The organism is Cellulosimicrobium sp. BMG9.22 (genome assembly GCF_059159975.1).
Genome location: NZ_JBZGBY010000012.1, coordinates 56,649 through 81,881, shown reverse-complemented (window position 1 = coordinate 81,881; position 25,233 = coordinate 56,649). Strand labels below are relative to the sequence as shown.

Below are 25,233 nucleotides of genomic sequence, written 5' to 3'. Positions count from 1 at the left end.
GACGTCGTCGACCGCAGCACCGGTAGCCTGGCGCGCGTGACGGCGCCCACGACGACCGCGAGCCCGACGGCGGCTCCCCAGGACTCGGTCCTGCGCTCCGGCCTGCGCGTCCTCGCCGACGCCGGCCGCCTGCTCGCCCGGCACTGGCCCGCGCTCGTGGCGGTCGCCGTCCTCGCCCAGGTCGCACACGAGCTCGCGCTGCGGGCCGCGCTCGCGGTCGCGCCGACCTCGGGCGAGCTCGGGCTGCTCGTCCTGTGCTTCTCCCCGCTCGCGACGGTCGTCGGGATCGTCGTCATGCTGCACGTCCTGCGCCGCGAGCCGCGCGACGACCGCGACCGGATCGAGGTCCGCGCGCTGCTCGGCTCGATCGCGTCGGTGCTCGTCCCCTACCTCGTCATCTACGAGTTCTACGGGGGCCTGTCCTCGGACTGGCAGGCGTACGTCGACTCGGCCGCGCTCGACCACGCCTTCGCCGCGGGCGCCGGGATCGAGACGGCGAGCCCGATCCCCGAGGGCTTCGGCCTCACCGTCCTGCTCGTCGTCGCCGGGGCCCTGCTGGCCCGCACGATTCTCGAGCGGCTCGCGAAGCGCGTCGAGCGCGGCGTCGTCGAAGCCGGCGGCGAGGCGCGGCGCAGCGCGCGCTCGGCCGCGGTGCGCATCGCGGCGGGCTACTGCGAGGTCGTCTGGATCGTCGTCGGAGCGTTCACGGTGACGGCGGTCGTCGGGCGCGTCCGCGAGTGGTGGACGTCGCGCGTCGTCGTGGTCGAGGTGACGACGTGGTGGGACGGGGTGGTCGCACGCGTCGACGTCCTCAAGCCGCTGGTGGACGCCGTCGGCCCGACGACGTCGCTCCTCCTCGCCGGGATCGTCACCGGCCTCGTGGTCCCGCTCGCGTGGCTCACGCTCGGCACGATCGTCTACGGGGTCGAGGCGATCGACGTCGTCGACCCGGTGCACGCGAGCGGCACCGACGCCACGGGACGCACGGCGCGTGCGGTCGACCGGTTCAACCGCACGCTCGGTGCGGGCGGCGCGCGCAGGGCGTGGGAGCTGATGCTCGACCCGGGCCGGCGCTTCGGCGGCCTCGTGGGCGCGCTCGGGATGCTCTGGCGCAGCCGGTGGAGCGCCGTGCTGCTCTTCTGCGTCGCGTTCGCGCTGGTCACGTTGGCCGAGCAGGTCGTGTACGTGGCGGCCCAGGCGGTGCTCGGCCAGCCGGGGATCCTCGTGTGGCGCGCGGTGATCGGCCCGCTCGAGACCGTCGGTACCGTCGTCGTGCAGGTGCTCACGACCGTCCTGCTCGCCGCCGCGGCCGACGCGCTGCTCGCGAACCTCGGGCTGCCGTCGGCGCTACGCACGCGGCGGGCGGCACGGTCGCGCGCGCACGTCGGCACGCAGACCGGCACGGAGCCGGGTGCGACGGCGGACACCGAGTCCCGCATCGCCTCAGTCGGCTGACACGACCGTCGCCCGCTGCTCGGTGTCCCGAAGACCCTCGTCCCGCGGCGCCCCGAGCAGCGCGGCGGCAACCGCGTCCCGGATCTCGGTGTCCGTGAGCGCGTGGTCCCGCGCGAGCCGCACGAAGCGCGCCGCAGCGTCGGTGACCACCGCGCGGTCGAGCGTCGCGGCGGGCGCGGTGACGAGCGTCCCGACGCGGCGGCGGGTCGTGACGAGCCCCGCGGCCTCGAGGTCGCGGTAGGTCCGCGCGACGGTCCCCGGCGCGATGCCGAGGTCGTTCGCGAGCGCCCGCACGGTCGGCAGACGTTGCCCGTCCACGAGGTCGCCGGCATTGACGAGCGCGGCGAGCTGCGCGCGGAGCTGCTCGTAGTGCGGCGTCGGGGAGTCGAGGTCGATGCGGACGGCGAGGCTCACGCGGCCACATCTTCGGGCTCGCGCTCGGCAGCCGGCGCAGGCGCCGGGTCGCGTGCCGGCCACACGGCGACGGTGAGCGCCACGAGGACGACGACGAGCGCGACGACGAGCAGGACGTTCCCGGCGGTGACGTACCCCGGGCTCAGCCCGGGTCCCATGCGCACCCCGTCGCCGTTCCCCTCCCCCAGCCGGCGCAGCGCGAGCCCGCCCATGGCGACCAGGCCGCCGAGCGTCAGGCCGAGCACGAGCTGCGTCGCGCGCTCGACGCGGCGGGCGACCCGACGTCGCAGCCACATGTCCCACTCCTCGGCGACGTCCTCGACCGCCGGCCGCGACGCGACGAGACGCAGCACGACCTCCGACGCCACGACGGCGACGGCCGCCGCGACGACGACCGGCACCGTCCACAGCCAGCCGGGAAACGGTGCGACGGTGAACGCCTCGTACGGTCCCGTGACGCGCGAGATCGAGCGCGGGCCGTCGGACAGCAGCCCGAAGGCCACACCCGCCACGGCGGTCCCCACGCCCCAGCCCCAGGCGACGCGCCGGGCCGCGGTGGGGACGACGTCGGCGGTCGAGCGCGCGACGAGCCGCGCCTCGCGCTGACGATGGCGCGGGCGGGGCCACGTGAGCTCGCCGACGGCGTGCACCGCGAGCGCGGCGACGAGCGCGACCAGCGGCAGGACGGCCGTCGCGCGGGCGCCGAGACCCGACAGCCAGCACGCGCCGCTACCGCCAGGGCAACCTGGACGCGTTCGTCGACGCGCTGGCCTTCAACATCTTGATCCAGGCCCCCGACGCGCACGCGAAGAACTACTCGATCCTGCTGGCCGACAGCGCCGTGCGGCTTGCCCCGCTGTATGACGTCGCGTCCGGTGCGCCGTACGACTCCAGGGACCAGACCGGCCTGCGCACCTCGGCGATGGCGGTGGGCGGTCGGCGCGAGTTCGTGCAGATCGGCCTCGATCGTTGGAGTCGGTTCGCACGGGAGGCAGGTCTCGATCCCGACGCGGTGACCGGCCGGGTTATCGAGATCGCCGAGCGACTCCCCGACGCCATGGCGGACGCCTTCGCCGCCGAGGCGGAGCGCGGCGATCCCGAGGTCCGCGAGCTGCGCGCGCGGATGCTCGACCCGGTCGCACGTTCCTGCGAGGTTCTACGATCCCAGCGGGCGCGGCAGGGCTGGGCGCACGATCACCGTGCGGGCAGCGACCAGTAGTCCGGGAGGAGCTCCGGCTCGACGAGGCGCACCTCGGCGGGCTCGGCGTCGTCGGGCGTGAGGAAGTACTGGGTGACGCGGCTCGAGGCGTCGCCCGTGCACACCGGCGGGTCGGTCATCGGCATGCCCGGCAGCGCCGAGGCGCCCGCGGTGTACACGCGCCCCGCCGTGTCGCGCAGCGTCACCGCGCACGCGGAGTACGCCTCCTCGTCCGGGTCGCTCGCCGCTCCCGGGGAACCGGCGCCCGGCACCGCGCGCACCGACACGTCCGCGGCCCACAGCGTGTACCCCTCCGGGGCCTCGATCCGGCCGTCGTAGCCGTCGTCGAGCCAGTCGACCTTCTCGAGCCCGACGAGGCTGGCTCGCACGTCACCGACCTGGGCCCAGCCCTCGGCGTCCGCCGCGTGGGCGCGGTGCGGCTCCGACGTCCACCACCCCTGCACGGCGTCGGAGCGCCAGGTGAGCGCGCCGAGCGCCGCGAGCGCGACCACGAGCGCGACCAGCCACCAGCGGTTCGCGCGCCACCACCCGACGCCGCCGCCGCTCATCCGCCCCACCCGCCCGGGACGAGCGCGGGCTCGAGCACCTCGACGGCGTCGTCGGCCGCGGGCGCCTCGACGCGGCCGAGGTCGATCTCGGCGATCGCCTGCGGGCGGTCGATGTCCGCGTCCTGATGCTCGGTGAGCACGCGCAGCACGACGTCCCCCTCGAGCGCCCGGGCCGGGACCTCGACGACGACGGTCCCCGCCTCGGGGACGTCCGGGTCCACGAACGTGCTCATCATCCGGTTGCTCGCGCGGTGCGAGGCCTCGTGGTCCCGGCCGGCGGCATCACGGAGCTCCACGGCCTCGAGCCCCGCCTCCTGCGTCGTGCCCGACACCGCGAGGTCGACGGCGAGCCAGACCCCGTCGGTCGTGAGCGTGTCGAACCCGTCCTCGAGCGTGGTTCCGGTGCGCACGTCGTCGACTCGGACGCGCAACGGCCCTGCCGTGACGACCTCCCCCACGGCGCCGCGCGTCGTCGTCGGCGTGAGCGTGGGCCACCACGTGTCGACGCGCGCGACGGCCGCCCCGACCACGACGGCGAGGACGAGCAGGACGACGGTCGCGACCCGGTCGGCGCGGCGCGGACGCGCGGGCGTCTCGGACGGCTCCGGCGCACCGGACGGCGACGGCACGACGACGTCCGCCTCGGCGGTCTGCTCGCTCACCAGTCCACCTCCTCCTCGGGCAGCTCGACGATCCCCGGCGGGACGTCGCCGGGCGGGACGTCCACGAGCACCGCCTTGCCGGTCTCGGCCCAGCGTCGCCCGCCGCCGATCGTCATGTCCCGGTACCGGAACGTCGGGAGCGTCACGGTGAGCGGCTCGTCGGGCGTGGTCGGCGCGTCGGACGCGGCGCTCGGATCCTCGACCGTCACCGGCCACAGGAGCGCGACGTCCTCGGGCAGACCCGGCTGGAGCACGGGGTAGGGCGAGGCGTCGCGCACGAGCAGCGTCAGCTCGGGACGGTCCGGCTCCACCTCCGCCTCCGCCGCGAGCTCCAGCCCGTCGGGCAGCTCGTCCGGGAGCGTCACCGCCGCGTCGTCGAGACGCCGCGACACCCGGTCGGTGTCGAGTGCGCCCACGACCACGAGCAGCCACGCGTCGGCCCCGGCGTCCTCCAGAGCGGACGTCTCGACGGTGTCCGTCACGGACCACGACCGCACCGTGAGGTCGAAAGGCCCCGTCGGCACCGGCTCGCCAGCAGCGGCGCGGACGGGCCCCGCGTCCGCGGCGACGTGCTTCGCGAGGCCCCCGGCCGCCGTCGTGCCCACCACGACGCCGAGCACCACGGCCAGGGCGATCCGGCGCGGCCACGTGCCGACGACGGCGCGCGCCACGGGCACGGCGCGGGCGGCCCGGGGCGGCGTCGTGGTCACGCCGCGCATCCTACGGTGGCCCGGGCTGTGGCGTCAGGAACCGTCAGGCCCCGCGCACGAGGAACGTCGTGATCGGTCCCATGACGATCGCGTACAGGAGCGCGAAGAAGACGGCGTGCAGGACGACGAAGAGCAGCGCGTCGCGGACCGCCCCCCGGGCACGGAAGTGCCGCACGAGCTTGCGCACGAACTGCGCGGGGTGCAGCAGGTCCCAGCTGTTGAAGCGGACGTACCGGCCGAGGTAGATGCCCACGGACACGAGCGCGAGGACGACCAGCACCGCGATCCACGACGCCGGGCGCCGGAACGGGTCGTCGTCGTCCGGGAACAGCACGACCGCGAGCAGCGCCTGCGCGACGAACACGTTGACGACCGTGTTGAGCACACCCGACATCGCGAGCGTGAGCACCGCGACGATGTCGTACCAGAGCGGCACCCGCTCGCCGTCCTGCCGGTGGCTGTAGTTGAGCTCCGTGACGAGGTAGCCGGCGTTGGGCAGGAGCAGCAGCCACACACCGAACCCGAGCACCGCGACGGTGACGACCACTCCCTGCGGGGCACCGGCCGCGATGAGCACCGCGTCCACGAGCACGACGAGACCGAGCACCAGCACTGGCGCGATCGACAGCCCGATGTTGAGCAGCATCGGCCGGTACACGCGCGTCCCGTACAGCGGTGCCCGCAGCCCGACGAGCGCGAGCGCGTACACGTTGAGCAGGGCCACGCCCCCGAAGAGCCAGTCGAGCACGGCCCCACCGTACGGGCCGTTCGCCGCGCGCGCCGTCAGGAGCGTCGTTAGCGTGGGAGGCGCTCGACGCAACGACCTCGCGTGCCCGCCGCCGGGCACCTCCCACCAGGAGTCGCCATGGCGCAGCAGGACGCGAGCGGGGCCTCCGGTCCCGCCCCGACGACGACGTCCACGTCCCCCACCCTCATGCTCGCCCTCGCGACGGTCGGGTTCGCGGTGAACTTCTGGGCGTGGGCGCTCATCAGCCCGTTGGGCGCCGCCTACGGCCAGGAGTACGACCTCACGGACGTGCAGGTGTCCGTGCTCGTGGCGGTGCCGGTGATCGTCGGCTCGCTGGGCCGCATACCCGTGGGCGCCCTCACCGACCGGTACGGCGCCCGCATCATGTTTCCCCTGGTCACCGCGCTGACCATCCTGCCGGTGCTCTTCGTCGGGCTCGTCGCGGACAGCTTCGTCGCGCTGCTCGTCGGCGGGTTCTTCCTCGGGCTCGGCGGCACCACGTTCGCGATCGGCGTCCCGTTCGTCAACGCGTGGTACCCGCCGGCACGGCGCGGCACCGCGATCGGCATCTTCGGCATGGGCATGGGCGGTACGGCGATCTCCGCGTTCACGACCGTGCGCATCCGCGACGCCTGGGGCGACGCCGCCCCGTTCCTGCTCGTCGCGGCGATCCTCGCGGTGTTCGCCGTCGTGGCGTGGCTGCTGCTGCGCGTCCCGCCGGGCCGCGCGACCGCCCCGGCGGGCGGCTTCTGGAAGCGCACGTGGGCGACGTTCCGCCTGCCCGCCACGCTCCAGCTCTCCTGGCTGTACGCCGTGGGCTTCGGCGGGTTCGTCGCGTTCTCCGTGTACCTGCCGACGTTCCTCGTCAACGCGTACGACCTCACGGCGTCGGACGCCGCGGCCCGCACCGCGGGGTTCGTCGTGCTCGCGGTGATCATGCGTCCCGTGGGCGGCGCACTGTCCGACCGATTCGGCGGGGTGCCGGTCTCGGTGGTGTGCTTCGCCGTTGTCACGCTGCTCGCCGCGGTGGTCGCGTTCCAGCCGTCGCTCGTGCCCGTGGGGACGATCGCGTTCCTCGGCCTCGCGGCGGCACTCGGGGCCTCGTCGGGCGCGACGTTCGCGCTCGTCGCGCACGTGGCCCCGGTCGAGAAGGTCGGGGCGGTGACGGGGCTCGTCGGCGCCGCCGGCGGGCTGGGCGGCTTCATCCCGCCGCTGCTCATGGGTGCGGTGTACCAGTTCGAGGGCACGTACGGCCTCGGGTTCGCGCTCCTCGCGCTGACGGGACTCGTCACGCTGCTCTTCACCCTCGGCCCGGTCCGGCGCGGGGTGCGCACAGGTCCCGAGCCCGCGAAGTAGCGACGCCCGGCCGAGATAGCGGCTGCGGGTCGCTATCTCGGCCGGGGTCGCTATCTCGGTGTCAGACCCGGAGCGCCTCGCTCGGCTGGATACGGCGCGCGCGCAGGGAGGCCGCGACTCCACCGAGCACGCCGACGACGACGCCACCCGCGACCGCGACCGGGATGTGTCCCACGTCGAGGACCGGCGTCCAGCGTCGGGCGATCGTGATCGCCAGCAGCGCCGCGACTCCTGTGGCCGCGCCCGCGACGCCGCCCACGACGCCGACGAGCGCAGCCTCCGTCATGACCAGTCGGCTCACGTGGCGCGCCTGGGCGCCGATCGCGCGCCTCATCCCGATCTCCCGGGAACGTTCGAGGACGGACATCGTCATGGCGCTCGTCAGCGAGACGACCGAGGCGAGGATCGCGACCCCGGTGAGGACGAGGAGGATCGTCCGGATGTCGCTCTCGACCTCGCCGCGCAAGCCGCGAGGGTCGGGCGGCGCCGTGATCTCGAACGCCTCAGGCGCGCTGGGTCGCAGCACGAGCGGGGCCTGCGCCGCGACCTGCTGGGCGGCGCCGGTCGCGGTGAAGACGTAGACCTCGTGCTCCGAGGCGGGCCGCAGCGCCGCCGCGACGTCGACGGGCGCGACGACTGCCTGGATGACGTTCGTAACGCGATGGCCTTGGTCAACGATGCCGCGCACCACGAACGACCTCCCGTCAAGCACGACCTGCGGGCGCGCGCTGAGCGGCCCGAGGTCGAGCCGGTCGGCGATCGCCCGACCGAGCAGCACCTCGCCGTCGGAGAGCGGGCCCGGCGCTTCGTCCGCCCAGTCGACTTCGAGCTCCGCGGCCTGGCCGACGCCGTCGCCGACCCCGAGCAGGAAGGCGTCGGGCACGCTGGCAGCCTCGCCCGGGAGGGACACCGTCATGATCCCGTTCCGGGTCACGAGCGCCGCGGCGTCCACGCCGGGCAGGTCCGCGAGCCGGGCGACGGCCTCCCCCGAGACGCCCGGCTCGGTCCCGTCGACGACGACGGGCTGCCCCGCCGCGGCGGTGGCGAGTGGCATCGTCAGGGTGACGGCCCGGTTGAGGCGCGCGTCGAACCGCTCGGAGACCTGGGCCTGCGCCGAGGCCGAGAGCCCGACCGTGGTCAGGGCCAGGGCGACCCCGACCGCGACGGAGGCCGCGAGCGTGGCGGTACGCCCACGGCGGGACGCGACCGATGCGGCCGCGTCACGCACCACCGTGCGGAGCCCGACCCGGTGTCGTGCCCGACGGCGGTCCTCGGCCCCGGCGGGCCCCGTCGCCTCCGGCGTCAGGTCGGCAAGCAGCGCGTCGAGCGGGTCGAGACCCGCGGGCGCCGTGGTCGTCGGGTCTGCCCCGGCGACCACACCTGTCCCGCCACCGCCGGTGTCGGTGGCTGTGTCGGTGCCGGTGCCTGTGTGGGTGACGGTGTCGCTGACGATGAGGCCGTCGCGCACGACGAGGCGCCGCTGCGCACGGGCCGCGATCTCCGGCGAGTGGGTGACGAGCACGACCGTCGTGCCGGTGCGGTGCAGGTCGGTGAGGAGCTCCAGCACGGACTCGCTCGTCGCGGTGTCGAGGTTGCCGGTCGGCTCGTCGGCCACGATCGTCCCGGACCCGACCGAGAGCGCACGCGCGATCGCGACGCGCTGCCGCTGCCCGCCTGACAGGTCGCTGGCGCGGCGGTGCGCGGTCTCGGAGAGCCCGACGCGGTCGAGCGCCTCCAGCGCCCGTCGACGACGCTCGTCGGCGGGCACACCCGCGTAGAGCATGCCGAGCTCGACGTTGTCCACGACCGTCCGGTGGTCCATGAGGTGAAACCCTTGGAACACGAACCCGAACGTCTCGCCCCGCAGGCGCGCGCGCTCGCGCTCGCCCAGGGTCGCGACGTCCCGGCCGTCGAGGAGGTACCTGCCGGACGTCGGCGCATCGAGGAGCGCGAGGATGTTGAGGAGCGTCGACTTGCCGCTGCCGGACGGGCCCTCGACCGCGAGGAACTCCCCCGGACCGATGCGCAGGTCGACGCCTCGCAGCGCCTGGACCGGCTGCGTGCCGGGGTACGTCTTGCTGATCCCCGCGAGGTCGAACGTCGTCACTCGACCTTCACCTCGTCGCCTGCCGACAGCGCGTCGGCGGTGACGGGTTCGACGGCGCTCGTCCCGCCCAGGCGCCCGAGCTCGCGGACCTCGACCTCGCGGAACGCCCCCTCGGCGGTGCGCACCTGGACGACGGCGGTGCCGTCGGAGCGGGGCGAGACGGCCCGCGCGGGAACGCGCAGCGCCTCGTCCGCCACGGCAGTCACCGCGATCGTCGTGAGGACGTTCGCGCCCAGCCACGCGGGGTCGATCGGCGCTGCCGTCACCAACGGCACCCCGACCTCGGCGGGGGCCGGCTGGTCCCCGGTCGCCGTCGGCGGTGCAGGGATCGCGCCGAGCGTGGCGTCGAGCACCGTGCCGTCGGGGCCGGTGAGCGTGACCTTCATGCCCTCAGCGAGGATGGGAAGGACGGAGACCGCCACCTTCGCCTGCGCGACGACGGCGCCCTGCCCGAGCGTGATCGTCGCGTTCTCGGCCGTGAGCACGTCGCCCACGTTCGGCGTCGCGCCGACGACGGCGGGCAGCGAGCCCGTGACGACGAGCTCGCCGCGCGGCACGACGACGAGCTCCACCGGTGCGGGAACAGCGGTGCCGGCCGGCGCTGCCGGGTCCGTCCCCGCGCCGTCGGCGGGCGCGTTCGCAGGTGCGGGATCGCCCCCGTCGTCGGCGCCCGGTGCCGCGCCGTCGCTCCCCGACGGCGCGCCGTTCGACGGTGCAGGGTCGGTAGGCGGCGGTGGCGCGTTCTGGCCGGGTGCCTGCGACTCGTCCGCGGGCGCCTCACGGGTCGTCGGTTCGTACCCGATGTCCTGGTACAGGCGGCGCACGGCCTGCGCGGTCTGCGGGCCGAACTCCCCCAGACCGCCCACGCGGTAGCCGAGGTCCCGCAGGAAGCGCTGGAGCTGCTCGACGTCCGGACCGGTCGCTCCCTCGACGAGGTCGCGGTAGTACGGGAACGCCCCGGTCGTCGCGAGCACGGGACGACCGCTGACCTCCAGCACGACGGCACCCGCGCGGAGCTCGGAACCCGCCGGGACCCCGACGGCCGTCACCACGGACTGGTCACCGCTCCCGGCGGCGACCTGGACGCTCGCCGCCGACTCACGCACGACGTCCGACCGGGCCACGATCTGCTCGGACAGCGCGCCAAACGTCACCTCGGCCACGACGTCGCCCCGCGGCGGAGGCGCCGCATTCGCGGCGACCTGCGCCGGGGACTGGAAGCTCGCCGCAGCGAACCACCCGCTCACGAGTCCCCCGACGAGAAGAACGGTCACGACCGCCCCGGCGACGACGCGGCGGCGTGCGCTCACCCGACCCCCGCGCCGTCGAGGATCTCCCGGGCCTGCTTCTCGTACGCGGTCTTCTCTTCGAGCAGAGCGGCCAACGCGTCCTCGTTCTCGGCCACCACCGTCAGCTGACGGTCCCATTCCGCGTCGTACAGCGCCTGGGCGTACCCGGAGCTCTCCCGGCACTCGGCGTCGAACGTCGCGAGCCGGATCTCCTCCGCCTTCTGCTCCGAGGTCCGCTCGTTCACTCTGCCGTCGATGATCGCCCCATACGACGCTCGCATCGACTCGGTCGGCATCGGGCCGTCCTCGCCGTGCGGGCTCGACGGGAGGTCGGTGAATCCGAGCGGCTGCACGCATGCGACCCATCTCTCGGCCGCCGCCACGACCGCAGGGTCGCGTACGGCACCGTTCCAGGGCGAGTTCGCAAAGCTGGCGAGGGTGTTGTTGATCCGCATGCTCTCCGTCGGCAGCTCCTCCCGCGCCGCGTCGAGGCACGCCAAGTACTCCACGTCCTGCTCCGGGGACCAGGACATCGACTCCTCGCTCGCCGCCCTGATGATCGCGGCGTTCGGGTCGGGCGCCCCGCTATACCCCCACTGCGTGGCCGTCTCGACGTTGAACAGCTGCCGCCCACCGACTAACGCGGTCTCCGAACGCACCGAGACGTCGACCTGCGGGCGGCGGTAGTCGAACCCGTTGTCCCGCATGCACGCCTCGACCAGCGCGTCCTCGGCAGCGCTGCCGAGCGTGATATCGACCCAGTACGCATCCAGGGGCATCACCCACCTCTGCCGATTCTTCTCACCCTCGACCGGCCGTGCTGCTTCGACCTGCCCTGCTGCCGTTCCTTGATACTGCACCAAGGCCTCGCCCGGAGCACACCCCGCGATGACCGAGCAAACGACCGCCCCACCGACGACCCCGGACCACCCTTGAACTCGCATGCCGCACCCGACCCCTTCGACGTCGACTCCCATGACTTCAGGACGCAGTTGCGGGGCTCTCGATCGCGCCATACTCGACAGCCCGCGACCGCCACTCCAGCTACTCGCATCCCTCCGGGGCATTGACGAACAGCCCAGACATCAAGTTGTCGTTGTATCCACCGGGGGCGTTCCCTACGGAGTCACCCAAGTTGCCATCACCTGTCTGCTTCAGGAGCGTGAACGCGTAGCCGTAGTACCAATGCTGGACGAAGTAGTCCGCAGCCTCGTACCTACCCTTGTTGGAGATCGAGCTCACCGAGTAGGAGCCGTTCCCGCCGACGCCGGCGTACGCACGAAACGAGAACGATCCCTCGCACTGGTAGAAGGAGAAGTGACCAGCCTCGATCGTTTCCGTCCGATATCCGGCGTCCCGCCACTGGCACGAATACCCCAACGGGCAGTCGGACGTCGCCGCCGTCGCCGGAGCCGCCAAGCCGACGCTTCCGCCGAGCGCCAGCAGACCTGCGGTGATCAGGCCCATGATCGTTCGCTTCATCGCGATTCCTCGCTCTCGACCCCCCCCCCCCCGTTGAGGGGCGAACGCGGCAAACCATCCCAGACCGAACGGCGTTCGTCACCGACTTCTCACCATCTGGACCGATTGCAGCAATCCCCCTCCCTGCACGCCAGGTCGGGGGCAACGGCACATCCTCAGACCGCGTCTTTGGGGTCTGTCCGATGAACGCCGGCCGGGCCGGTCACGGAGCCGCGGGCGACGAGGCGCGGCAGCGCGAACCACAACCCCACCAGCAGGACGAGCGCTATCCCGCTCGCCCACAGGGCCGGGGTGCGGCTCACGACGACGTCGACGACCAGCAGCACGGTGCCGGTCACGACGAACGCGAGCACGAGGATCCCGACCCGGGCGATGCGGTCGCTCAGCGTGACGAGCTCCGGCTTGCGGTGCTTGCGGAACAGCGCGCGGTGCACGCTCACGGGCGTGACGAACAACCCCGTGGACAGCACCGCAAGGCCGACGAGCACGAGGTAGACCGTGACCTGGAAGTCGTCGAGGTCCGCGAACCGCTGCTGGAAGGGCAGCGTGAGCAGGAACCCCGTGAGGATCTGGACGCCCATCTGCATGACGCGCAGCTCCTGCAGCAGCTCCGCCCAGTTGCGGTCCGACCGCTCGTCGACCGACTCGTCGCGCCCGTCGCTGACCTGCGTGCTCATGCCTACTCCGTCTCGTCCGTGCTTGCCCAGGTGCTGACATCATCGTGCACTGCTGAGGTCAGGAATCGGCTCCCTCCTGATCGAGCCTGGGGACCCCATCGATGGACGCCGCCCTGCCCTCCCACGTCGCCGAGCCTGGTGACGTCGTCCCGTCCCGTCTCGCGGACATCCTCGCAGCACTCAGGACCGGGGACCCGCAACCCGTCGGCCGCTTCCGCGTCGAGCTCACCACCGACGTCTGGTGGTGGTCCGACGAGACGTTCGAGATGCACGGCTTCGCGCCCGGCGAGGTGGTCCCGACGACGGCGCTCGTCCTCGCGCACAAGCATCCCGACGAGCGCACCCCGGCCGCCGACGCCCTGGCGCGGATCGCGCGCACCGGGAAGGCGTTCGGCTCCATGCACCGCATCGTGGACGCGACCGGGCGCACTCGCACGCTCGCCGTCGCGGCGCGTGGTCGCCGTCCCGGCCCCGGGTCTCCCGTCGCGGAGCTGGCCGGCTACTTCGTCGACGTCACCGGTTCGCACCACGAGGCCGCGCGTCGCGAGGCGACCGCGGCGATCCGTGCCGCCGACGCGTCGCGGTCGGACATCGAGCAGGCGAAGGGCGTCGTCATGCTCGCGTACGGGGTCGGTCCCGACGAGGCGTTCGACGTCCTGCGCCGGCGGTCCAACCACGCGAACGTGCCCGTGCGCGAGCTCGCCCGGCGGCTCGTCGGCGGCCTCCGGACGACCGAGGACGTCGTGGACGAGGCCCGGCGCCGGGTCGAGGGCCTCCTCGACGCGGCCGTCGCCGAGAGCACCGGCGGACCGGCGGTCTGACGCCGGTCCGGCGGGTTCAGCGCTGCGTAGGCGCCTCGTCGACCCCGGGGATGCGCCGCGTCTCGACGATCTGCCGCGCGATGTCGACGAGCTTGATGTTCGAGTCCTGCGACACGCGGCTCATCACCGCGAACGCGCGCCCGGCGGTCAGCGAGTAGCGCTCCATGATGATGCCCTGCGCCTGCCCGATGAGCGTGCGCGTCTGCACCGCCGACTGGAGCTGCTCCTCGGTCCGGGCGGCCGAGATCGCCGCCGCCGCGACGGCCGCGAACGTCGAGGCGAGGTGGTGGGCGTCGGAGTCGAACGCGTAGGGCTTCGTGGAGTACATGTTCAGGGCGCCGTGCGCGTTCTCGGAGGTGTAGAGCTGCACGCAGAGCATCGAGCGCACCCCGAGCTCGTCCGCGACCGCCGGGGCCCAGCGGGGCCAGCGGCGGTCCACGGACACGTCGTCGGACTCCACGAGCGCGTGGTCGTGCACCGCGTCCAGGCACGGACCCTCGCGCAGCTCGTACTGCAGCGCGTCGCCGCGCGCCACGAGCGGGTCGGACACGGCGGGGCTCTCGATCCGGCCCCGCGTGACGAGCGAGATCCCCGCGGACTCGCAGCCCTCGACCATCGTCACGGCCAGCTCGACGACCCGTTCGAGCGTCTGCTGGAGCGTCGGCTCGTCCGCGAGCGCCCGCGCCGCGTCGGCGACGAGGGCCGCCACCTTCGGCTCGTCGAACGGCGACTCCGCAAGGTCGGTCCCGCCCACGGCCTCCGGCACGCCGGCGATGGTCCCGGCCTGAGGTGCCGGCGCGGTGGCCTCGGGGCCGGCAGGCATGCCGACGGCACCCTGTTCGACGCTCTGCTCGATGCTCGTCATGTCTTCCTCCTCGGCGCGTGGCCTTCCCCTGGCCCTCGTCCGCCACCCCATGGTAGTTCCCTCGAAGGAGGGGCCCGGCGCGCCGACGGCGCCGGAGGCCCCGCCCGGGCACCGTGCCGCGGGCGGGGCGGGGGCGGTGGGCCGTCTCGCCCGCACAAGGCGTGGCGGCTGGTGTCCCCGTGACGGGCGCCGTCGCTCTCGCGAAGGACCCGCCCCCGGGCGGGCGCCGTGCGCCCGCCCTCCGGTCCTCCCGAGACGACCGCGGCCCTCGGCCGATCCGTCCGCGGCACCCTCGGGAAGGAGTGCGTCGTCTCAGAACACGGGCTTGCCCCCCGTCACCCCGAGCACCGTGCCGGAGACGTAGCTCGCGTCCCGCGAGGACGCGAGGAACACGAACGCGGGCGCCACCTCGGCGGGCTGGCCCGCGCGGCCGAGCGGCGTGTCCTGCCCGAACTTCTGGACCTTCTCCTCCGGCTGCGTCGCGGGCTGCAGGGGCGTCCAGATCGGGCCGGGCGCCACGGCGTTGACGCGAATCCCGCGCGGACCGAGCTCGGCCGCGAGGTTGACCGTGAGGTTGTTGATCGCGGCCTTCGTCGACGCGTAGTCGAGCAACGACGTCGACGGCTGGTAGGCCTGGATCGACGAGTTGTTGACGATCGCGGCGCCCTCGCCGAGGTGCTCGAGCGCCGACTGCGTGATCCACAGGAGCGCGTAGAGGTTCGTCTTGAGCACGCGGTCGATCTCGTCCGTCGTGATGTCCTCGATCGACTCGCGGCGCGCCATCTGGAACCCGGCGTTGTTGACGAGCACGTCCAACCCGCCGAGCTCCGCGGCGGCACGGCCGGGCAGGGCGCGCGCAGTCGCCTCGTCGGTGATGTCCCCGGGCAGCAGCGCGCACGTGCGGCCTGCCTCGCGGACCCAGCGCGCCGTCTCCTCCGCGTCCTGCTGCTCCTCGGGCAGGTAACCGATCGCGACGTCGGCGCCCTCGCGCGCGAACGCGATGGCGACGGCGCGACCGATGCCCGAGTCGCCACCCGTCACGAGGGCACGCTGCCCTTCGAGCCGTCCGGTGCCGCGGTAGGACTCCTCGCCGTGGTCGGGCGTGGGGTCCATCGGCGCGGTGAGCCCGGGCGGCTCCTGCTGCTGGGCGGGGAAGGCGGTGTCGTCGGTCATGGCGTTCCTCCTCGGTGTCGTGTCGGTCGGTGTCAGCGGTCGGCCGGTCCTAGGAGCGCGACGGCTCGCGACGGCGCGCGAGCTGCGCCTCGTGCGCCCGGGGGCGGGCGACCGGACGGACGGCGGCGAGCGCGCCCGCGACGGTGGCCTCCGCCGTCGGACCGATGCCGCCCGCCTTGGCGAGCGACCGCATGACCTGCGCCGCCGTCTCCTGGACGGGCACGCCGGCCTCGCTGGCGGCCTCGGCGAGCAGGCGTGCCGCGTTGACGTCGTCGACGCCGTGGACCGCCATGAGCACGCCCTTGGCCTGCTCGACGGCGGCGGCCGAGACGAACGCGCGCGTGACCGCCCGGTTCGCCTCGCGGTCGACCGCCTCGCGCTGCACCGGGCTCACGTCGACGACGTACCCGGCGATCTCGACGACGCGCCCCCGCGCGTCCCGTCGGCCCTGGCCGGTCACGACGACGGAGCGCGCCTTGCCGTGCCCGTCGACGATCCGGTGGGCGCACGAGAACGGGCGCCCGGAGCGCAGCGCGTCGGTCGCGGTCCGCACGACGCGCGCGCGGTCGTCGGGGTGCTTGCGGCTGCGCAGGGCGTCGAGGCTGGGCTCGACGTCGCCCGGCTCCCAGCCGTGCATCGCGTACACCTCGTCGGACCACCACCAGGTCCCGGTGCCCAGCTCGACGCGGTACTGGCCGACGAGGAGGTGGGTGCCCACGCCGAGCACCTCGGCAAGGACGGCGGGTCGCACGGGCGAGGTCTGCTCAGGGGTGTCGGCAGACCTGGAGATCGGGGCCATGTCAGTCCTCCCAGATTTCGGGGGGTTGTCGGGCCGCTTCATGACTCCACACTCCAACCTAGTCCACCCGGCCGAGGACGGCACCCCGACCTCGGCTACGGTTCGGCCATGGACCGCGAGCCGCGCCGGACGATCGCCCAGCACCTCGGGGACGCGCTCGCCCTCGTCCGGCCGACGTCGACGACGGACCTGCCGCTGGAGGACGCCGTCGGGACCGTGCTCGCGGCCGACGTCGTCTCCCGGCTGGACGCCCCGGCGTTCGACTCCTCGGCGATGGACGGCTACGCGGTGCGCGGGGCCGACGTCGCGGGGGCGTCACCCGGATCGCCCGTGACCCTGCGCGTGGTCGCGGACGTCGCCGCGGGCGACGTCGGCGAGGTGCGCGTCGCCGCCGGCGAGGCCGCCCGGATCATGACGGGAGCGCCGGTGCCCGCGGGCGCGGACGTCGTCGTGCCGGTGGAGCGCACGTCCACGGGCCGCTTCACTCCGGGCGTCCCGGGGACCGGCCCTGCAACGGTCGCGATCCACGACGCCTCCCGCCGCAACGTGCGGGTCCGGGGCGAGGACGTGCGGCGCGGGGACGTGGTCGTCGAGGCGGGGGTCGTGCTGACCGCGCGCCACGTGTCGGTGGCGGCGTCGGCGGGGCACGCGACCGTGCCCGTGCACCGCGCACCCCGCGTGGCCGTCCTCTCGACGGGGAGCGAGCTCGTCGCTCCCGGCACGGATCCCGGGGCGGGACAGCTCCCCGACTCGAACTCCGTCCTGCTCGCGGCGTCCGCGCGCTCGGGCGGAGCGGACGTGGTGCGTCGTGGCGCCGTCGGCGACACCGCCGGCGCGCTCGTCGCGGCGCTCGACGCGCTCCTCGGCGCGTTCGACGGCGGGGCGCCCGACCTCCTCGTAAGCACCGGCGGCGTGAGCGCGGGAGCGTTCGACGTCGTACGCGAGGTGCTCGACCCCGCGACCCGGGCGGGGACGGCGTGGGAGGACGCCGTGACCGACGCGCGCGTGGTCGCCGTCGGCATGCAGCCCGGCAAGCCGCAGGGCCTCGCGCGCTGGCGCGGCGTCCCGTGGCTCGCCCTCCCGGGGAACCCGGTGAGCGCGTTCGTCTCGTTCGAGCTGTTCGTCCGGCCGACGATCGACTGCCTGCGCGGCCTTTCCGAACCGCGCCCCGCGCTGGTCGAGCGCGTCACGGCTGAGGGCTGGCCGTCCCCCCCGGGCCGCGAACAGCTCGTCCTCGTCCGCCACACCGAGCCCGACGGCGACCGCGTCGCCCCCGCGGCCCGCCACCACCGCCCCGACGACGGCGCCGTCACCGGGCCGGGCGCGGCCCGACCGCACGGCTCGGGCTCCCACCGCGTGAGCGCCCTCGCGCACGCCGACGCGCTCGCCCTCGTCGCACCGGACGTCACGACCGTCACCCCCGGCGACCCGGTCCAGGTCCTCCTCCTGCCCTGAGACGTCTACTTCTGCGCGGGCGGCGGGTGCCCCTCCGACGCCTGCACGACCACGATCCCCCGCCCCTGGAGCGCGAGCTGGTACGCCTCGCCCGACCCGCGACCGATCGCGGCGGAGAGCTTCGCCGTCTTGCGGATCGTGGACTGCAGGGACGTGGACCACAGGACGGCGGCCTGCATGTCGACGTACGTCGGGACGTCCACGTTCAGCACGACGGGCGTGCCGAACGCCGTCACGGCGAGCGCGCCCGTCCCGGTGAACGTCGTGTTGAACAGCCCGCCGCTCATCATCGACGCACCCTCGACGCGGTTGATGTCCCAGGTGAGCGAGCTCTCGAACGCGAGGACGTTCGCGCCGTTCACGGTGACGCCCTCGTCCTCGAGGTGGAGCACGAAGACCTGGTCGGCCTCCTGGGCGAGGAACACGTCTCCGCTGCCCGACACCTTCATGAGGGACATGCCCTCGCCGGTGAACGCCTTCTTGAACATCTTGCCGAGGCCGCCGCTGCCCTCGTACGCGAAGTCGACGTCGCCCTGGTACGCGACCATCGAGCCCTGCTTGGCGAAAAAGAACCCGCCGGTCCCGCGGAGGTCCACCTTGAGCATGCGGTCGTTCTGGAGCTGGAAGCTGCCGGGCTCGACGGAGCGCTCGGCGTGGTCGAGGAGTGAGCTACGCATGCTGTCGATCCTGCGGCACGCGGGCGCCCGTGGCAACGGCAACGCGCCCCGGGCGCGGCGGGATCCGCGGGGACCGTGGAAGAGTGGGCGCATGAGCTTCACGCACCTCGACAAGCACGGCCACGCACGCATGGTGGACGTCACCGAGAAGCAGCCGACGGTCCGGTCCGCGACGGCCACGGGCGTCGTGCGCTGCTCGCCGCACGTCGTGGCGGCCCTGCGCGACGGCGCGGTCCCGAAGGGCGACGTGCTCGCCGTCGCGCGCATCGCGGGCATCGCCGGGGCGAAGCGCACGGCGGAGCTGCTGCCCCTCGCGCACGTCATCGGGGTGCACGGCGCGGTCGTCGACCTCGAGATCGGCGACCACGGCGTCGACGTCACCGCGACCGTGCGCACCGCCGACCGCACGGGCGTCGAGATGGAGGCGCTGACCGCCGTCGCCGTCGCGGGGCTCGCGGTCGTCGACATGGTCAAGGGCCTCGACAAGTCCGTCGAGCTCACGGACGTGCGCCTCGTCGCGAAGACGGGCGGCAAGTCGGGCGACTGGCACCGCGAGCCGTGATGCGCACCGTCGACGGTTCGGCACCCGACGTGCCGGATCGGCACCAGGAGCTGCCGAACCGCGCAGCGGGTGCCGAACCGTCGGGAGCGGTTGACGTCCGGTTCGACGCCGTCGTCCTCGCGGGTGGCCGTGCGGAGCGGCTCGGGACGCCCAAGCCCCGCCTCGTCGTCGCGGGTCGTCCGCTGCTGGAGCACGCGCTCGCGGCGACGTCGGGTGCACGGCGCACGGTCGTCGTCGGGCCGCACGAGCTCGCGGACCCCGACCGCTACGCGCTCACCCGCGAGGACCCGCCGTTCGGCGGGCCGGTCGCCGGTCTCGCGGCGGGCCTCGCCGCGCTGCCCGACGACGGTCGCGCGCCCTGGGTGCTCGTCCTTGCCTGCGACGTCCCCCGGGCAGCCGAGGCGATCCCCGCGCTGCTCGCTGCGGCACGCGGGCTGCCGGACCGATCTCCCGTGCGTGCCGTGCACGCGGTGCGCGGCGGGCGCGAGCAGTGGCTCGTCGGGCTCTACGAGCGTGCGGCGCTCGAGGAGTCGCTCGCCGCGCTGCCCGCGGTGCACGGGGCGGCCGTGCACCGGCTGCTCGCCGACCTGCCGGCGCTCGCGGTGCCGGACGAGTCCGGCGCCACCGACGACGTCGACACGTGGGAGGATGCCCGCGAGCAGGACCGCCGGGCGGGCGTCGGCAGCGACACCGGACGAGCCGCAGGCGCGACGAGCGGCGAGCAGCACGAGAGCAGGAGGCCACGATGACGAACCTGGAGCGCTGGGTCGACACGCTCGCGAGCGACCTGGACCTCGACCCGCAGGTGGTCGACATCGGCGCGATCCTCGACCTCGCGCGCGACGCCGCGCACGGCATCGAGCGTCCCGCCGCGCCGCTGACGACGTTCGTCGCGGGCTACGTCGCGGGGCTCGCCGCGCACGACGGGTCGGGTCGCACCGTGCAGGACGTCCTCGACCGGGCAGCCGAGCTCGCGCTCGCGTGGACGCCCGAGCCGGAGCTGCCCGGCACGGCGCCGCAGGCCGAGACGCAGGACTGAGGGACGGGACCGAGATGGCGACCGTCCGCTACTTCGCAGGCGCGCGCGACGCCGCCGGGACCGAGCGCGAGTCCGTCGAGGCCCGGACCGTCGGCGAGCTGCACGCCACGCTCGTCGCGCGGCACGCGGCGCTCGCGGACGTGCTCCCCCGGTGCTCGCTGCTCGTGGGCGGCGTCCGGGCGTCGAACGACGACACCCCGGTCGGCGCCGACGAGACCGTCGACGTGCTGCCGCCCTTCGCCGGCGGCTGAACCACCGTCAGTGGTCGCCGCCCTCGAGCTGGGCGAGGACGTGCGGGAGCAGCGGCTCCAGGACCGCCCAGCCGTCGCGCACGCCGCCCGTCGAGCCGGGGAGGTTGACGACGAGGGCGCGGCCGTCGGGACCGGGCGCGGTTCCCGCGATCCCGCGTGACAGGACGGCCGCGGGCACGTGCTCCGCACCGCGTCGGCGGAGCTCCTCCGCGATGCCGGGAACCTCCTGAACGACGACCTCGCGCGTCCCCTCCGGCGTCAGGTCCCGCGGCCCGACGCCGGTGCCGCCCGTCGTGAGCACGACTCGCGCTCCCCCGGCCACCGCCCGGGTGAGGGAGTCGCGGACGGAGGCGACGCCGTCGGGCACGAGGTCCGTGACGACCGCCCAGCCCGCGGCCTCGGCGAGCCCCGCGAGCAGCGGCCCGGAGCGGTCCTGGGCCTCGCCGCGCGAGCAGCGGTCGGACACGGTGACGACTGCGACGACGGCGCCTGTCCTGGCCGGGGCGAAAGTGCTCATGCGGCCACCGTAACGACCGACGACGAGGTCGCCGTGCGGCGGGCCCTCCAGCGCGCGCGTTCGCCCCCGCCTGGGCATAGTGGCTGTGGACCGAACCACGCCGACCCCTGGCCGGGGACGACAGGAGCGTGACATGACGACGACGTCCGACGGGCCGGTCGAGGACGCGCTGCTGCGGCTCGGCAAGCACCTCAAGAAGGGCGAGGTGTCGCAGGACCTGCGGCAGGTGTTCCTCACCGGCGGGCGCCAGGGCGACGTGTTCTACCGCGACCGGTGGTCGCACGACAAGGTCGTGCGCTCGACCCACGGGGTGAACTGCACCGGGTCGTGCTCGTGGAAGGTGTACGTCAAGGACGGCATCATCACCTGGGAGACGCAGCAGACCGACTACCCCTCGGTCGGCCCCGACTCCCCCGAGTACGAGCCGCGCGGCTGCCCCCGCGGCGCCGCGTTCTCCTGGTACACCTACTCCCCCACGCGCGTGCGCTACCCCTACGTGCGCGGCATCCTGCTCGACCTGTACCGCCGCGCGAAGAGCACGGTCGGGGGCGACCCCGTGCTCGCGTGGGAGCTGCTCACGACCGACCCCGACGCCGCCCGCACGTACAAGGCCGCGCGGGGCAAGGGCGGTCTCGTGCGCGCGACCTGGGACGAGGCGGCCGAGATCGTCGCCGCCGCCCACGTGCACACCATCAAGGCCTACGGCCCCGACCGCGTCGCGGGGTTCTCGCCGATCCCCGCGATGTCGATGGTGTCCCACGGCGTCGGCGCTCGGTTCGTGCAGATGCTCGGCGGCACCATGCTGTCCTTCTACGACTGGTACGCCGACCTGCCCGTGGCCTCTCCCCAGGTCTTCGGCGACCAGACCGACGTCCCGGAGTCCGCCGACTGGTGGAACTCCACCTACTGCATCATGTGGGGCTCCAACGTCCCGGTCACCCGCACCCCCGACGCCCACTTCATGACCGAGGCCCGCTACCGCGGCCAGAAGGTCGTCGTCGTCTCCCCGGACTACGCCGACAACACGAAGTTCGCCGACGAGTGGCTCGCCCCCCACCCCGGCACCGACGGTGCCCTCGCCCAGGCCATGGGCCACGTCATCCTCACCGAGCACTACGCGCAGCGCCGCACCCCGCAGTTCGCGGAGTACGCCGCGCGCTTCACCGACCTCCCCAACCTCGTCACCCTCACCGAGCACGACGACGGCAGCGGCACCGGCGGCACGTACGTCCCCGACAAGTTCCTCACCGCGGCGGACCTGCCCGACGGCGTCGGGCACCCCGGCGACGACACCGCCGCCTCCCCCAACGCCCACTTCAAGACCGTCGTGCTCGACGCCGACGGCACGCCGCGCGTCCCGAACGGCAGCCTGGGCCACCGCTTCGGCGAGGCCGATGCGGGCCGCTGGAACCTCGACCTCGGCGACATCGACCCCCTCCTCTCGACCGCCGACCCCCACGGCGCCTTCTTCGGCGCCCCCCAGTCACCCCCGACCCGCGACACCATCCCGAACCGCCCGCCGTCGTCGGACCAGCCCCCTCCCCCGCCCGACCAGACCTCTACCTCGCGAGACCACGGTTCTACCTCGCCGGACCAGAGTTCTACTTCGGCAGACCACGGTTCTACCTCGGCAGACCAGGGTTCTACCTCGGCGGACCGAGGCGAGACGACCGCGCGACCCCAACCCGTGGCGGCCGGCCCGGAGACCACCGCGCGAGGCGAGACGACGGCCGAGGCGGTGGGGGCGGCGTCGGATGCGAAGGGCGTCAAGGCCACGCTCCGAGACGCACGGCCGACGGACCAAGGCGACGGCGCGGCCAGCCCGAGCACCGACGCCGCCGCCACCGCCGGACCCGACCCGGTCGCCCACCCCAGCCCGAGCACCGACGCCGCCCCCGCCGCCGGACCCGACCGGAACCCCGGACCGAGCACGTACGAGACCGTCGCCGTCGCGATGCCGCGGTTCGACCTCGACCCAGCCGCGGGCGACGACACCGAGGCCCACCTGGGGGGCGCGGGCGTCGTCGTGCGGGGCGTCCCGGCGCGGCGGGTCGGCGGGAGGCTCGTGACGACGGTGCTCGACCTGCTGCTCGCGCAGTACGGCGTGAACCGTCCCGAGCTCGGGCTGCCGGGCGAGTGGCCCACCGGCTACGACGACGACACGACGCCCGCGACCCCGTCATGGCAGGAGCGCTTCACGGGGGTGCCCGCGGCGCAGGCCGAGCGCATCGGGCGCGAGTTCGCGCAGAACGCGCTCGACTCGGGAGGGCGCTCGATGATCATCATGGGCGCGGGCGCGAACCACTGGTTCCACTCGGACACGATCTACCGCGCGATGCTCGCGCTGACGACGCTCACGGGGTGCCAGGGCGTGAACGGCGGCGGCTGGGCGCACTACGTCGGGCAGGAGAAGTGCCGCCCGGTGACGGGGTGGGCGCAGTACGCGGGCGGCCTGGACTGGTCGCGGCCGCCGCGGCAGATGATCGGGACGGCGTTCTGGTACCTCGCGACGGACCAGTGGCGCTACGACGGCCTGCCGGCCGACGCGCTCGCGTCGCCGCTCGCGCAGGGGCGGTTCACGGGCCGCACGACGGCGGACACGCTCGTCGAGTCGGCGCAGCGCGGCTGGATGCCGAGCTACCCGACGTTCGACCGCAACCCGCTCGACCTCGTCGACGAGGCGCGCGCGGCGGGCAAGGAGCCGGCGCAGCACGTGGTCGACGAGCTGAAGGCCGGGAACCTGCGGTTCGCGTGCGAGGACCCGGACGACCCGGCGAACTTCCCGCGCGTCGTGACGGTGTGGCGCGCGAACATCCTGGGGTCGTCGGGCAAGGGGAACGAGTACTTCCTCAAGCACCTGCTCGGCACGGACGCGGCGGTCAACGCGGCGGAGGCGGGACCGGAGCGGCGTCCGGGGTCGATGACGTGGCGCGACGAGGCGCCCCGCGGCAAGCTCGACCTGCTCGTGACGCTCGACTTCCGCATGACGTCGACGACGCTGTTCTCCGACGTCGTGCTGCCGGCCGCGACCTGGTACGAGAAGCACGACCTGTCGTCGACGGACATGCACCCGTTCGTGCACTCGTTCAACCCGGCGATCAACCCGCCGTGGCAGACGCGCACGGACTTCGACATCTTCCACACGCTCGCGGGGAAGGTGTCGGAGATGGCGACGACCCACCTCGGGGTGCGCGAGGACCTCGTGGCCGCGCCGCTCGCGCACGACACCCCGGACGAGATGGCCGTGCCGCACGGCGCGCTCACCGACTCGGGGCAGCCGATGACCGAGCGCGAGCTCGTGCCCGGTGTGACGATGCCGAAGCTCGTCGTCGTCGAGCGCGACTACCCCGCGTTCGCCGCGCGCATGGCGTCGCTCGGCCCGCTCACGGAGAAGGCGGGCATGGTCACCAAGGGGGTGCACTTCTCGCCGGGTCCGGAGGTCGCGGACCTCGGCCGTCGCAACGGGCTCGTCCCCAGCGGCCCGACGGCGGGGCGCCCACGGCTGGACCGGGACACCCACGCGTGCGAGATGATCCTGGCCCTCTCGGGGACGACGAACGGCCGGCTCGCGGTCCAGGGGTTCCAGGACGTGGAGGCGCGCACGGGCACGCGCCTCGCGGACCTCGCGCTCGACGAGCAGGGCAAGCGCGTCACGTTCCCGGACGTGCAGTCGCGCCCGACGCCGGTCATCACCTCTCCCGAGTGGTCCGGCTCGGAGCACGGCGGGCGTCGGTACAGCGCGTTCGTCGTCAACGTGGAGCGGCTCAAGCCGTGGCACACGCTCACGGGCCGCCAGCACTTCTTCCTCGACCACGACTGGATGACCGAGCTCGGCGAGCAGCTCCCGGTCTTCCGCCCGCCGCTCGACATGCACCGGCTGTTCGGCGACTCGCCCGTCCCGGGCGACACCTCGCCGTCGGGCTACCCGGCCTCCGCCGGGCACGCCGAGGTCGCCGTGCGGTACCTCACCCCGCACTCGAAGTGGTCGATCCACTCGGAGTACCAGGACAACCTCTTCATGCTCTCGCTCTCGCGCGGCGGCCCGAACGTGTGGATGAGTCCTCAGGACGCGGCGAAGATCGGCGTCGCGGACAACGAGTGGATCGAGGCGTACAACCGCAACGGCGTGGTCGTCGCGCGGGCCGTGGTGTCCCACCGCATGCCCGAGGGGACGGTCTACATGCACCACGCGACGGACCGCACGATCGACGTCCCGCTCGCGGAGACGTCCGGTCTGCGCGGCGGGATTCACAACTCGCTCACGCGCATCCTGCTCAAGCCGACGCACCTCGCAGGCGGCTACGCGCAGCTGTCGTACGCGTTCAACTACCTCGGCCCGACCGGGAACCAGCGCGACGAGATGACCGTGATCCGCCGCCGGTCGCAGGACGTCCGGTACTGAGAGAG

General features: G+C 74.0%; 26 protein-coding genes. 10 read left to right on the top strand and 16 right to left on the bottom strand.

Features of this window, described 5'->3' with window-relative positions:
• Positions 1-36: 36 nt before the first annotated feature.
• Positions 37-1,455, top strand: a complete 1,419-nt coding sequence (locus AC4H2H_RS10370; RefSeq protein WP_494370727.1) for a hypothetical protein — start codon at positions 37-39, stop codon at positions 1,453-1,455.
• Here AC4H2H_RS10370 and AC4H2H_RS10365 read toward each other — a convergent pair.
• Together AC4H2H_RS10365 and AC4H2H_RS10360 are read right to left on the bottom strand one after the other, a co-directional pair.
• On the bottom strand, positions 1,444-1,869 hold the full coding sequence (locus AC4H2H_RS10365; RefSeq protein WP_494370726.1) for a GntR family transcriptional regulator: 426 nt from the start codon (positions 1,867-1,869) through the stop codon (positions 1,444-1,446). The genes AC4H2H_RS10370 and AC4H2H_RS10365 overlap by 12 nt on opposite strands.
• Entirely contained in the window at positions 1,866-2,519 is a 654-nt protein-coding gene (locus AC4H2H_RS10360; RefSeq protein ID WP_494370725.1) for a hypothetical protein, read from the bottom strand. The genes AC4H2H_RS10365 and AC4H2H_RS10360 overlap by 4 nt, the downstream gene beginning before the upstream one ends.
• Positions 2,520-2,614: 95 nt before the next feature.
• On the opposite strand from AC4H2H_RS10360, the gene AC4H2H_RS10355 reads away from it, so the two are divergent.
• Positions 2,615-3,088 carry a HipA domain-containing protein gene (locus tag AC4H2H_RS10355; RefSeq protein WP_494370753.1) on the top strand — a complete coding sequence of 158 codons (474 nt, stop codon included), beginning with the start codon at positions 2,615-2,617 and terminating at the stop codon, positions 3,086-3,088.
• On the opposite strand, the gene AC4H2H_RS10350 is transcribed toward AC4H2H_RS10355, so the two are convergent.
• Genes AC4H2H_RS10350 through AC4H2H_RS10335 form a run of 4 tightly spaced genes read right to left on the bottom strand, consistent with a single transcriptional unit; the run spans position 3,064 to position 5,756 of the window.
• A complete protein-coding gene (locus tag AC4H2H_RS10350; RefSeq protein WP_494370724.1) occupies positions 3,064-3,636 on the bottom strand; it encodes a hypothetical protein in 573 nt (190 codons plus the stop codon). The two genes, AC4H2H_RS10355 and AC4H2H_RS10350, sit on opposite strands and share 25 nt — an antisense overlap.
• Positions 3,633-4,298: a hypothetical protein gene (locus AC4H2H_RS10345; RefSeq protein WP_494370723.1), complete on the bottom strand. Its 666-nt coding sequence runs from the start codon at positions 4,296-4,298 to the stop codon at positions 3,633-3,635. Before AC4H2H_RS10345 ends, AC4H2H_RS10350 begins: the two co-directional genes overlap by 4 nt.
• Positions 4,295-5,008 carry a hypothetical protein gene (locus AC4H2H_RS10340; RefSeq protein ID WP_494370722.1) on the bottom strand — a complete coding sequence of 238 codons (714 nt, stop codon included), beginning with the start codon at positions 5,006-5,008 and terminating at the stop codon, positions 4,295-4,297. Before AC4H2H_RS10340 ends, AC4H2H_RS10345 begins: the two co-directional genes overlap by 4 nt.
• Before the next feature lie 43 nt (positions 5,009-5,051).
• On the bottom strand, positions 5,052-5,756 hold the full coding sequence (locus tag AC4H2H_RS10335; protein WP_494370721.1) for a DUF1361 domain-containing protein: 705 nt from the start codon (positions 5,754-5,756) through the stop codon (positions 5,052-5,054).
• A gap of 117 nt (positions 5,757-5,873) precedes the next feature.
• On the opposite strand from AC4H2H_RS10335, the gene AC4H2H_RS10330 reads away from it, so the two are divergent.
• Positions 5,874-7,112 carry an MFS transporter gene (locus tag AC4H2H_RS10330; protein WP_494370720.1) on the top strand — a complete coding sequence of 413 codons (1,239 nt, stop codon included), beginning with the start codon at positions 5,874-5,876 and terminating at the stop codon, positions 7,110-7,112.
• Positions 7,113-7,173: 61 nt separating this feature from the next.
• On the opposite strand, the gene AC4H2H_RS10325 is transcribed toward AC4H2H_RS10330, so the two are convergent.
• The 5 genes from AC4H2H_RS10325 to AC4H2H_RS10305 form a co-directional block, all read right to left on the bottom strand.
• Positions 7,174-9,219, bottom strand: a complete 2,046-nt coding sequence (locus AC4H2H_RS10325) for an ABC transporter ATP-binding protein/permease (RefSeq protein ID WP_494370719.1) — start codon at positions 9,217-9,219, stop codon at positions 7,174-7,176.
• Positions 9,216-10,529 (bottom strand): peptidoglycan-binding domain-containing protein, encoded by a 1,314-nt coding sequence (locus AC4H2H_RS10320; protein ID WP_494370718.1) that lies wholly within the window; start codon positions 10,527-10,529, stop codon positions 9,216-9,218. The genes AC4H2H_RS10325 and AC4H2H_RS10320 overlap by 4 nt, the downstream gene beginning before the upstream one ends.
• Positions 10,526-11,485: a hypothetical protein gene (locus tag AC4H2H_RS10315; protein ID WP_494370717.1), complete on the bottom strand. Its 960-nt coding sequence runs from the start codon at positions 11,483-11,485 to the stop codon at positions 10,526-10,528. Before AC4H2H_RS10315 ends, AC4H2H_RS10320 begins: the two co-directional genes overlap by 4 nt.
• 67 nt (positions 11,486-11,552) lie before the next feature.
• Positions 11,553-11,990: a hypothetical protein gene (locus tag AC4H2H_RS10310; protein WP_494370716.1), complete on the bottom strand. Its 438-nt coding sequence runs from the start codon at positions 11,988-11,990 to the stop codon at positions 11,553-11,555.
• A gap of 155 nt (positions 11,991-12,145) precedes the next feature.
• Positions 12,146-12,667 carry a DUF6328 family protein gene (locus AC4H2H_RS10305; RefSeq protein ID WP_494370715.1) on the bottom strand — a complete coding sequence of 174 codons (522 nt, stop codon included), beginning with the start codon at positions 12,665-12,667 and terminating at the stop codon, positions 12,146-12,148.
• A 101-nt stretch (positions 12,668-12,768) separates the two neighbouring features.
• Between AC4H2H_RS10305 and AC4H2H_RS10300 the strand changes: the two genes are divergently transcribed.
• Positions 12,769-13,488, top strand: a complete 720-nt coding sequence (locus AC4H2H_RS10300; RefSeq protein WP_494370714.1) for a PAS and ANTAR domain-containing protein — start codon at positions 12,769-12,771, stop codon at positions 13,486-13,488.
• Between the two features lie 16 nt (positions 13,489-13,504).
• Here AC4H2H_RS10300 and AC4H2H_RS10295 read toward each other — a convergent pair whose 3' ends face one another.
• The 3 genes from AC4H2H_RS10295 to AC4H2H_RS10285 form a co-directional block, all read right to left on the bottom strand.
• Positions 13,505-14,353, bottom strand: a complete 849-nt coding sequence (locus tag AC4H2H_RS10295) for a GAF and ANTAR domain-containing protein (protein ID WP_494370713.1) — start codon at positions 14,351-14,353, stop codon at positions 13,505-13,507.
• Positions 14,354-14,665: 312 nt separating this feature from the next.
• Positions 14,666-15,526: an SDR family oxidoreductase gene (locus tag AC4H2H_RS10290; protein ID WP_494370712.1), complete on the bottom strand. Its 861-nt coding sequence runs from the start codon at positions 15,524-15,526 to the stop codon at positions 14,666-14,668.
• A gap of 49 nt (positions 15,527-15,575) precedes the next feature.
• Complete coding sequence (locus tag AC4H2H_RS10285) at positions 15,576-16,325, bottom strand: PAS and ANTAR domain-containing protein (RefSeq protein ID WP_494370711.1); 750 nt, start codon at positions 16,323-16,325, stop codon at positions 15,576-15,578.
• A gap of 108 nt (positions 16,326-16,433) precedes the next feature.
• Here AC4H2H_RS10285 and AC4H2H_RS10280 point away from each other — a divergent pair, with 108 nt between their 5' ends.
• Positions 16,434-17,780, top strand: coding sequence for a molybdopterin molybdotransferase MoeA (locus tag AC4H2H_RS10280; RefSeq protein ID WP_494370710.1), 1,347 nt, complete (start codon positions 16,434-16,436; stop codon positions 17,778-17,780).
• A gap of 5 nt (positions 17,781-17,785) precedes the next feature.
• Here the strand turns inward: AC4H2H_RS10280 and AC4H2H_RS10275 are convergent, their stop codons facing one another.
• The gene (locus tag AC4H2H_RS10275; protein WP_494370709.1) at positions 17,786-18,457 is read right to left on the bottom strand and encodes an AIM24 family protein; all 672 of its coding nucleotides are present in this window, start codon (positions 18,455-18,457) and stop codon (positions 17,786-17,788) included.
• 91 nt (positions 18,458-18,548) lie between these two features.
• Here AC4H2H_RS10275 and moaC point away from each other — a divergent pair, with 91 nt between their 5' ends.
• Genes moaC through AC4H2H_RS10255 form a run of 4 tightly spaced genes read left to right on the top strand, consistent with a single transcriptional unit; the run spans position 18,549 to position 20,309 of the window.
• Positions 18,549-19,019, top strand: coding sequence for a cyclic pyranopterin monophosphate synthase MoaC (moaC, locus tag AC4H2H_RS10270; RefSeq protein WP_494370708.1), 471 nt, complete (start codon positions 18,549-18,551; stop codon positions 19,017-19,019).
• Positions 19,019-19,768, top strand: coding sequence for a molybdenum cofactor guanylyltransferase (mobA, locus tag AC4H2H_RS10265; RefSeq protein ID WP_494370707.1), 750 nt, complete (start codon positions 19,019-19,021; stop codon positions 19,766-19,768). The genes moaC and mobA overlap by 1 nt, the downstream gene beginning before the upstream one ends.
• Positions 19,765-20,058 carry a DUF6457 domain-containing protein gene (locus AC4H2H_RS10260; RefSeq protein WP_494370706.1) on the top strand — a complete coding sequence of 98 codons (294 nt, stop codon included), beginning with the start codon at positions 19,765-19,767 and terminating at the stop codon, positions 20,056-20,058. The genes mobA and AC4H2H_RS10260 overlap by 4 nt, the downstream gene beginning before the upstream one ends.
• Positions 20,059-20,072: 14 nt before the next feature.
• On the top strand, positions 20,073-20,309 hold the full coding sequence (locus AC4H2H_RS10255) for a MoaD/ThiS family protein (RefSeq protein ID WP_494370705.1): 237 nt from the start codon (positions 20,073-20,075) through the stop codon (positions 20,307-20,309).
• Between the two features lie 7 nt (positions 20,310-20,316).
• Here AC4H2H_RS10255 and AC4H2H_RS10250 read toward each other — a convergent pair whose 3' ends face one another.
• Complete coding sequence (locus AC4H2H_RS10250; RefSeq protein ID WP_494370704.1) at positions 20,317-20,826, bottom strand: MogA/MoaB family molybdenum cofactor biosynthesis protein; 510 nt, start codon at positions 20,824-20,826, stop codon at positions 20,317-20,319.
• A gap of 133 nt (positions 20,827-20,959) precedes the next feature.
• Between AC4H2H_RS10250 and AC4H2H_RS10245 the strand changes: the two genes are divergently transcribed.
• The gene (locus tag AC4H2H_RS10245) at positions 20,960-25,228 is read left to right on the top strand and encodes a nitrate reductase subunit alpha (RefSeq protein ID WP_494370703.1); all 4,269 of its coding nucleotides are present in this window, start codon (positions 20,960-20,962) and stop codon (positions 25,226-25,228) included.
• The last annotated feature ends 5 nt before the right edge of the window (positions 25,229-25,233 follow it).

Bases quoted from the DNA above. Each gene is read 5' to 3' on its own strand.
- AC4H2H_RS10305 (WP_494370715.1), bottom strand. From the start codon at position 12,667: ATGAGCACGCAGGTCAGCGACGGGCGCGACGAGTCGGTCGACGAGCGG.
- AC4H2H_RS10330 (WP_494370720.1), top strand. From the start codon at position 5,874: ATGGCGCAGCAGGACGCGAGCGGGGCCTCCGGTCCCGCCCCGACGACG.
- AC4H2H_RS10310 (WP_494370716.1), bottom strand. From the start codon at position 11,990: ATGAAGCGAACGATCATGGGCCTGATCACCGCAGGTCTGCTGGCGCTC.
- AC4H2H_RS10275 (WP_494370709.1), bottom strand. From the start codon at position 18,457: ATGCGTAGCTCACTCCTCGACCACGCCGAGCGCTCCGTCGAGCCCGGC.
- AC4H2H_RS10255 (WP_494370705.1), top strand. From the start codon at position 20,073: ATGGCGACCGTCCGCTACTTCGCAGGCGCGCGCGACGCCGCCGGGACC.
- AC4H2H_RS10250 (WP_494370704.1), bottom strand. From the start codon at position 20,826: ATGAGCACTTTCGCCCCGGCCAGGACAGGCGCCGTCGTCGCAGTCGTC.
- AC4H2H_RS10245 (WP_494370703.1), top strand. From the start codon at position 20,960: ATGACGACGACGTCCGACGGGCCGGTCGAGGACGCGCTGCTGCGGCTC.
- AC4H2H_RS10300 (WP_494370714.1), top strand. From the start codon at position 12,769: ATGGACGCCGCCCTGCCCTCCCACGTCGCCGAGCCTGGTGACGTCGTC.
- AC4H2H_RS10280 (WP_494370710.1), top strand. From the start codon at position 16,434: ATGGACCGCGAGCCGCGCCGGACGATCGCCCAGCACCTCGGGGACGCG.
- moaC (WP_494370708.1), top strand. From the start codon at position 18,549: ATGAGCTTCACGCACCTCGACAAGCACGGCCACGCACGCATGGTGGAC.
- AC4H2H_RS10315 (WP_494370717.1), bottom strand. From the start codon at position 11,485: ATGGGAGTCGACGTCGAAGGGGTCGGGTGCGGCATGCGAGTTCAAGGG.
- mobA (WP_494370707.1), top strand. From the start codon at position 19,019: ATGCGCACCGTCGACGGTTCGGCACCCGACGTGCCGGATCGGCACCAG.
- AC4H2H_RS10290 (WP_494370712.1), bottom strand. From the start codon at position 15,526: ATGACCGACGACACCGCCTTCCCCGCCCAGCAGCAGGAGCCGCCCGGG.
- AC4H2H_RS10285 (WP_494370711.1), bottom strand. From the start codon at position 16,325: ATGGCCCCGATCTCCAGGTCTGCCGACACCCCTGAGCAGACCTCGCCC.
- AC4H2H_RS10295 (WP_494370713.1), bottom strand. From the start codon at position 14,353: ATGACGAGCATCGAGCAGAGCGTCGAACAGGGTGCCGTCGGCATGCCT.
- AC4H2H_RS10260 (WP_494370706.1), top strand. From the start codon at position 19,765: ATGACGAACCTGGAGCGCTGGGTCGACACGCTCGCGAGCGACCTGGAC.
- AC4H2H_RS10350 (WP_494370724.1), bottom strand. From the start codon at position 3,636: ATGAGCGGCGGCGGCGTCGGGTGGTGGCGCGCGAACCGCTGGTGGCTG.